The sequence below is a fragment of the Streptomyces sp. NPDC091649 genome, assembly GCF_044756785.1.
In the GTDB taxonomy this organism is placed as follows: Bacteria; Actinomycetota; Actinomycetes; order Streptomycetales; family Streptomycetaceae; genus Streptomyces.
On the sequence record NZ_JBIVTR010000027.1, the window covers coordinates 61,348 to 68,461 of the forward strand.

At 73.6% G+C, this 7,114-nt stretch carries 6 protein-coding genes; 3 read left to right on the forward strand and 3 right to left on the reverse strand.

Going from position 1 to position 7,114, the window contains the following annotated elements; translation table 11 throughout:
• Window positions 1-116: 116 nt before the first annotated feature.
• On the reverse strand, window positions 117-1,268 hold the full coding sequence (locus ACIQMU_RS30505) for an acyl-CoA dehydrogenase family protein (protein ID WP_352243674.1): 1,152 nt from the start codon (window positions 1,266-1,268) through the stop codon (window positions 117-119).
• A gap of 92 nt (window positions 1,269-1,360) precedes the next feature.
• On the opposite strand from ACIQMU_RS30505, the gene ACIQMU_RS30510 reads away from it, so the two are divergent.
• From ACIQMU_RS30510 to ACIQMU_RS30520, 3 genes are read left to right on the forward strand one after another with little or no spacing between them, the layout of a single operon-like run.
• Entirely contained in the window at window positions 1,361-2,038 is a 678-nt protein-coding gene (locus ACIQMU_RS30510) for a TetR/AcrR family transcriptional regulator C-terminal domain-containing protein (protein WP_352243673.1), read from the forward strand.
• 14 nt (window positions 2,039-2,052) lie between these two features.
• Complete coding sequence (locus ACIQMU_RS30515; RefSeq protein ID WP_402690137.1) at window positions 2,053-2,832, forward strand: ArsR/SmtB family transcription factor; 780 nt, start codon at window positions 2,053-2,055, stop codon at window positions 2,830-2,832.
• Window positions 2,833-2,886: 54 nt separating this feature from the next.
• Window positions 2,887-3,879, forward strand: coding sequence for a DMT family transporter (locus ACIQMU_RS30520; RefSeq protein WP_402690138.1), 993 nt, complete (start codon window positions 2,887-2,889; stop codon window positions 3,877-3,879).
• 275 nt (window positions 3,880-4,154) lie between these two features.
• On the opposite strand, the gene ACIQMU_RS30525 is transcribed toward ACIQMU_RS30520, so the two are convergent.
• On the reverse strand, window positions 4,155-5,234 hold the full coding sequence (locus tag ACIQMU_RS30525; RefSeq protein WP_352243670.1) for a Zn-dependent alcohol dehydrogenase: 1,080 nt from the start codon (window positions 5,232-5,234) through the stop codon (window positions 4,155-4,157).
• 90 nt (window positions 5,235-5,324) lie between these two features.
• Window positions 5,325-6,719, reverse strand: a complete 1,395-nt coding sequence (locus tag ACIQMU_RS30530) for an aldehyde dehydrogenase family protein (RefSeq protein ID WP_402690139.1) — start codon at window positions 6,717-6,719, stop codon at window positions 5,325-5,327.
• Between the last annotated feature and the right edge of the window lie 395 nt (window positions 6,720-7,114).

The window sequence follows — 7,114 nt, forward strand, 5'->3', positions numbered from 1 at the left end:
CTCATGCCGGTACTCAGACATCCGTGCGAACCCATGCCCGTCGGAACCCGGAGACGCGTCGGAACCCGGAGACGCGTCGGAACGCCGAGACACCCGCCGGAACGCCGAGACGCCCGTCAGAACGCGGAGACGCCCGTCAGCGCGCGGCCGATGATCAGCTTCTGGATCTGGCTGGTGCCCTCGTAGAGCGTCATCACACGGGCGTCCCGCAGCAGTTTGCCGACCGGGTACTCGTCGATGTATCCGTAGCCGCCGAAGACCTGGAGGGCGTTGTTGGCGCAGCGGACGGCGGCCTCGGAGGCGTAGAGCTTGGCCTTCGACGCGGCGGTGGCGAACTCCTGGCCCCGGTCGACCAGGTCGGCGACCCGCCAGGTCAGCAGCCGGGCCGCGTCCACGTCCACGGCGATGTCGCTGAGCAGTTCCTGGACGAGCTGGTGGCGGGCGATGGTCTTGCCGAACTGTTCACGCTCGCCGGCGTAGCGCACGGCCGCGTCCAGGGCGGCCTGCGCGATGCCCACGCAGCCCGCCGCGACGGACATGCGCCCCTTGGCCAGGGCGGACATGGCGATGGAGAAGCCCTTGCCCTCGGGGCCGAGGAGGGCCCCGGCCGGTATCCGGACGTCCTGGAGGACCAGCTCGGCGGTGGCCTGGCCGCGCAGGCCGAGCTTTCCGTGGATGGTGCGGCGGGTGAGGCCCGGGGCGTCGGCGGGGACGAGGAAGGCGGAGACGCCCCGGTGGCCGGGGGCGTCGTTCGTCCGCGCGAAGAGCAGGACGACATCGGCCCAGGTGCCGTTGGTGATGAACATCTTGGTGCCGTTGACGACGTAGTCACCGCCGTCGCGCACGGCCCTGGTGGTGAGGTTCCCGGCGTCCGATCCGGTGCCGGGCTCGGTGAGGCCGAAGCAGCCGACCGCCTCGCCCGCCGTCAGCCGGGGCAGCCACTGCCGCTTCTGCTCCTCGCTCCCCCAGGACGCGATGGTCTTGGCCACGAGCCCGAGCGACACGGAGACGATGCCGCGCACCGAGGAGTCGCCGCGCCCCAGCTCCTCGGTGACCAGGCAGTAGGACAGGTGGTCGCCGCCGGAGCCGCCGTACTCCTCGGGGACGGTCAGACCGAGGAAGCCGAGGTCCCCGAGCTTCCTGACGATCGACTGGTCGACGTTCTCGGCACGGTCCCACGCGACGACGTGCGGGGTGACCTCGCGGACGACGAAGTCCTCGGCCAGCTTCCGGACGGCTTCCTGCTCCTCGCTGAGCGTCAGGTCCATCGTGCGCCACCCACTGCCTCTCCCGAGCGCCCTGCGAGGGCACATTAATTAGCACTGCTAGTTTCTGGTTCGCAGGGCCTACTATGAGCCGCATGGCCCGACCGCGCAAGCCCCTCCTCAGCAGAGACCGCATCGTCGGGGCGGCGAGCGCACTCGTGGACTCCGAAGGGCTCGACGCCGTCTCCACACGCCGCCTGGCGGCCGTCCTCGGGGTCAGCGGCCCCTCGCTCTACAACCACTTCCGCAACAAGGAGGAGATCCTCGACGCCGTAGCCGACGCGGTCTCCGTACAGGTCGATCTGTCGATGTTCGAGGAGTCGGACCCACGCGACTGGCGTCAGGCCCTGCACGACTGGGCGCTCTCCTACCGGGCCGCTCTCGCCGCCCACCCGCACATCGTCCCGGTCCTCGCCCGGGGACCCGGCCGGCGCCCGGCCGGGCTGCGGGTCGCCGACGCGGTGTTCGGGGCGATGACCGGCGCGGGCTGGCCGCCCGCCCAGGCCACCCGGATCGGGGCCCTGATGCGCTACTTCATCACCGGTTCGGCGCTGGGCTCCTTCGCCGGGGGGTTCGTCGACGACGAGAGCGCCTACGACCCCGCCGACTACCCGCACCTCGGCCAGGCCCATCTGCTGGCAGACCACCGCCGCCAGGTCGACGAAGGGGCCTTCGAGACCGGGCTGCGGGCTCTGCTGGACGGTCTGGCCCTCCAGTACGAGCAGTACGCACGGCCGGCGGAAACGGTTCGGCCGACGCCGAACCGTCGCTGACGCACGCTGGACCCATGGACCGTTCCCCGCGACCACGACCGCTGCCGCACGACGCCGCGGCCCCGCGACTCGCCGCGCTGGCCGCCCTCCTCGCGGACGAGACCCGCGCCTCCTTCTGCCTGGCCCTGCTCGACGGACGGGCCTGGACCGCCGGCGAGCTGGCCCGGTACGCCTCCGTCGCCCCGTCCACCGCCAGCGAGCACCTGGGCCGGCTGGTCACGGGCGGGCTGCTCACCGAGGAGCGGCAGGGCCGTCACCGCTATGTCCGGCTGACCGACGAGCGGATCGCTCACCTGGTGGAGAGCCTGGTCTCCCACGCGGCGCCCGAAGCCCCGGAACGGCCGCGCTCCCTGCGGGCGGCGAGCGTGAGCGGCGCGCTGGCCCGGGGGCGTACCTGTTACGACCATCTCGCCGGACGGCTCGGCATCCGGATCACCGAGGCGATGACCGCCCGGGGGCTGCTGCGCCAGGACACCGGGTTCGCGCTGACCGAGGCGGGCTTGGACTGGTTCGGCGCGCTCGGCATCCCCTTGGACCGGTCCGCCGGGCGGCCCCTGGCGCGCGGCTGCCTGGACTGGACGGAACGGCGGCCGCACCTCGCGGGGGCGGCGGGCGCGGCCTTGTGCGCGCATGTCCTGAGGTCCGGCTGGTGCGAGCGGTTCGGGTCGGGGCGGGCCGTGCGGGCGACTCCGTCCGGGCTGCGGGCGCTGTCGGAGCTGCTGGGCGTCGAGCCCGCGTCGCTGGACGGCCGCGTACAGGGCCCGTCCTCCGACGCCGGACCGGCCGTCGATTGACGGTCCTCGACAATTCGGTGGGGGCCGAAGCGTTCCGGATCTACGGTCGTGGCCATGACGACGACCCCGGCACCGATCCCCCTCTCCCCACCGACCCACCGCTGGCGCGCCCCCGCCGCCGCCTGCACCACCGTCGTGCTGTGGGCCTCCGCCTTCGTCTCGATCCGCAGTGCGGGCGAGGTCTACTCCCCCGGCGCGCTGGCCCTCGGACGGCTGGCGACGGGCGCGCTGGTGCTCGGGTTGATCCTGCTCGTCCGTCGGGAGGGGCTGCCGGGGCGGGGCGCCTGGCGGGGGATCGTCACCTCGGGCGTGCTGTGGTTCGGGCTCTACATGGTGGCGCTCAACTGGGGCGAGCAGGAGGTCGACGCCGGCACGGCGGCGATGCTCGTGAACATCGGGCCGATCCTGATGGCCCTGCTCGGCGCCCGGATGCTCGGCGAGGGGCTGCCCCGCCGGCTGCTGCTGGGGATGGGCATCTCCTTCTCGGGCGCGGTCGTCGTCGGCCTCGCGATGTCCGGGCACGGCGGCTCGTCCGTGCTGGGCGTCGCACTGTGCCTGCTGGCCGCGGTGGTGTACGCGCTGGGCGTGGTGAGCCAGAAGCCGGCCCTCGCGCACGGTTCCTCGCTCCAGATCAACACCTTCGGGTGCCTGATCGGGGCCGTGGCCTGCCTGCCGTTCACCGGGGTGCTGGTCTCCGAGGCCGCCGACGCGCCGCTGTCCGCCACCCTGAACATGGTCTACCTGGGCGTCTTCCCGACCGCGCTGGCCTTCACCACCTGGGGCTACGCGCTGGCCCGGACCACCGCGGGCCGGATGGGCGCGACCACGTACGCAGTTCCGGCGCTGGTCGTGGTCATGGCGTGGGTGGCCCTGGACGAGGTGCCGACCCTGCTCGGCGTCGCCGGCGGGGCCCTGTGCCTGGCCGGAGTGGCGGTCTCCCGGAGCCGTCGGGGAGCGGACCCCGCGGGCGGAGTTCCGGCCGCGCCGCCGGAGGCAGCCGGCACGGTGGAGGAGCGCCGGGCGGAACCGGCGGAACGGGCCCAGTGACCCGAGTCGGAGATTCCTCGCAATGGGCGGTTCGGAAGCCGGTCCGGAAGGCCACCCCCCGGACCGCCTTCCGGACGGCCCGCGAGCCCCGGTGCGCCGGGGAACCCCCGCCCGCCCCGGGAACCCCCGCCCGCCCGGGCCGGGGTCGGGCCGGGGCGGGGTCGCAGGGCCCGGGACGGGCCGGGGGCCGGGCACGCCGGGGCCTGCGGCCGGGTGAGCTTCCCGAAGCCCTACGGCGTGTCCGACGGATCTTGACCGGGCCCGCCGGACACGCCCTAAAACATCACCAGAGCGCGGCCGCCCTTGCCCGCGATCATGTTGTCGAAGGCGGCGGGGATGCCGTCCAGGGCGATGTGCTCGGTGACCATCATCGACAGGTCGAAGCGGCCCGCCCGGATGTGGTCCGCGAGGGCGGGCAGGTCGCGGGCCGGGTCGCTGTTGCCGTAGACGCAGCCCGTCAGGGACCGGCCCCAGTGGAAGATCTCCAGGGCGTTGAAGGTGACTTCCTGGTCCTTGCCGCCGATTCCGACGACCGTGGCGCGCCCGCCGCGCCGGGTGGACTCCCAGGCGGCCCGGATGGTCGCGGGCCGGCCGACGCACTCGACGGCGACGTCCGTGCCCCGGCCCCCGGTCAGCTTGCGGATCTCGCGCGGGGTGGTGGCGGAGGCGACGACGTAGTCGGTCGCCCCGGCCTGCCGGGCCAGCTCCTCCTTGGCCGGGGAGACGTCGACGGCGATGATCCGGGACGCGCCCGCGATCCGGGCCGCCTGGAGCACGGCGAGACCGACGCCGCCGATCCCGAAGACGACGACGCTCTCGCCCTCGCGGACCCGCGCACTGTGGTGGACCGCCCCGTAGCCGGTCAGGACCGCGCAGCCGAGGAGGGCGGCGTCGGTGAGCGGGACGCCGTCGGGCGCCGGCAGCACGCAGTTGGCGGCGACGACGGTCTCCTCCGCGAAGGCCCCGACGTTCAGACCGGGGTGCAGGTCGGCGCCGTCCGGCGTACGGGCGTGGAGGTTGGCCATCCCCTTCAGGGCGTCCGCGCAGAGCCACACCTCGCCGATCCCGCAGTGGAAGCACACCCCGCAGGAGGGGGCCCAGTTGAGGACCACGCCGTCGCCGGGGGCCACATGGGTGACGCCCTCGCCGACCGACAGGACCCGGCCGGCGCCCTCGTGGCCGAGGACGGCGGGCACCGGGACGCGCATCGTGCCGTTGGACAGGGAGAGGTCGGAGTGGCAGACCCCGGCGGCGACGAGCGCGATACGCACCTGGCCGGGGCCGGGCTCCGGCAGGACGATGTCGGTGATCTCCAGCGGAGCTCCGACGGCGGGCAGTACGGCGGCGCGGACCACGAACAAGCTCCTCGGTGAGCGGCTTCTCGGACGGTACGGGGGTCGAACGGTTACGGGAACGGCGGACAGCGGGAAGGGCGGCTGCGGGGATCAGAACTGGAGCGACTTGGTCTGGAGGTACTCCGCCAGACCGTGCGGCCCCAGCTCGCGTCCCACCCCCGACTGCTTGTAGCCCCCGAACGGGGCCAGCGGGTTGAACCGGCCGCCGTTGATGTCGACCTGTCCGGTGTCCATCCGGCGGGCGAAGGCCACCGCCTCCTCGTCGTCGGCGGCCCACACGGCTCCGGCGAGCCCGTAGACGGTGTCGTTGGCGATCCGCAGGGCGTCGTCCACGTCCTCGTACCGCAGGATCGAGACCACCGGGCCGAAGATCTCCTCGCGGGCGATCGTCATGTCCGGGGTGACGTCGGCGAAGACGGTCGGGCTGACGTAGTAGCCGGTCTCCCGCGGGGCATCCGGGCCGCCCGCGATCAGCCGGGCGCCCTCCTCGACGCCCTTCGCGATGTAACCGCGCACCCGCGCCTGCTGCTTGGCGTTGACGAGCGGGCCGACCCGCTCCCCGGGCACGTACTTCGTGACGGCGTTCGCCGCGAGCTCCACGGCCTCGTCGTACCTCTCGGCGTCCACCAGCATCCGGGTCCAGGCGCTGCACGTCTGGCCCGAGTTGGCCATGACGTTGGCGATGCCGACGTTGACCGCCTTGGCGAGGTCCGCGCCGGGCAGGATCACGTTGGCGGACTTGCCGCCCAGCTCCAGTGCGACGCGCTTGACGGCGGCCCCGGCCGTGGCTCCGATCTGCCGTCCCACGGCGGTGGAGCCGGTGAACGAGACCAGGTCGACGTCCTCGTGGGCGGCCAGCGCCTGTCCCGCGACCGGCCCGAGGCCGGTGACGAGGTTGAAGACGCCGGGCGGCAGGCCGGCCGCCTCGGTGGCCTCCGCGAACAGCTGGGCGGTGAGCGGGGTGTCCTCGGCGGGCTTGAGGACGACGGTGCAGCCCGCGGCGAGCGCGGGGGCCACCTTGGCGACGATCTGGTGGAGCGGATAGTTCCAGGGGGTGATCGCGCCGACCACGCCGACCGGCTCCAGCAGCACGGTGGAGTTGCCGATCCGCTCCTCGAAGGCGTGGCGGGCGGCCAGTTCGGCGTACGAGGCGGCCACCAGCACGGGCACGCCGGCGTGCACCATCTGCGACAGGGGCAGCGGCGAGCCCAGCTCGGCCGTGATGGTCTCGGCCATCACGTCCTTGCGGGCGGCCAGGGCGTCGGCCAGGGCGGTGAGCCGGGCGGCCCGCTCGGCGGGCGGGGTCGCGGCCCAGGCCGGGAAGGCGGCGCGGGCGGCGCGCACCGCCGCGTCGACGTCCTCGGCCGTCCCCGCCGGTACGTGGGCGATGACCTGCTCGTCGGCCGGGTTCACGACCGCGATCGTGTCCTGGCCGACGGCGGGCCGCCACGCACCGTCGATGTACATCTGGTCATGGGCCTTCATGGCTGTTTCCTCCCGGACGTGCTGTGCGGAACGCCGAAGCCGTGCGGCGCGGGCACACGTCGCACCCGCCCAAACTAGCGCCGTTAGTTTTCTGGCGCCAGGGAGCCTCCCGAGACGCCCGTCACGCCCGGACGGGCCCCGGGCCGCACACCCGGCACGGGCGCGCTCGGGCTCGGACGCCCGCGCCTCTCATCCTCTTGCCGGAACGGCATGTTTCCTTGCTCTCACGGCCGTGGCCGGGCCAAGACTGGGACGAGCCCCGCTCCACCGGACCGCCCACCGGTCCGGACCCGCCCACCGAGGAGTCTCAATGACGAAGTCAAGCCGCCTGCGTGAGCGGCAGGACGGGGGTGAAGACTCGTCCGTCACGGAGCAGAGCCCAGAGCACGCTGGCT

Excerpts from the sequence above, each read along its gene's own strand:
- ACIQMU_RS30505 (WP_352243674.1), bottom strand. The coding sequence starts at position 1,268 with ATGGACCTGACGCTCAGCGAGGAGCAGGAAGCCGTCCGGAAGCTGGCC.
- ACIQMU_RS30510 (WP_352243673.1), top strand. The coding sequence starts at position 1,361 with ATGGCCCGACCGCGCAAGCCCCTCCTCAGCAGAGACCGCATCGTCGGG.
- ACIQMU_RS30515 (WP_402690137.1), top strand. The coding sequence starts at position 2,053 with ATGGACCGTTCCCCGCGACCACGACCGCTGCCGCACGACGCCGCGGCC.
- ACIQMU_RS30520 (WP_402690138.1), top strand. The coding sequence starts at position 2,887 with ATGACGACGACCCCGGCACCGATCCCCCTCTCCCCACCGACCCACCGC.
- ACIQMU_RS30530 (WP_402690139.1), bottom strand. The coding sequence starts at position 6,719 with ATGAAGGCCCATGACCAGATGTACATCGACGGTGCGTGGCGGCCCGCC.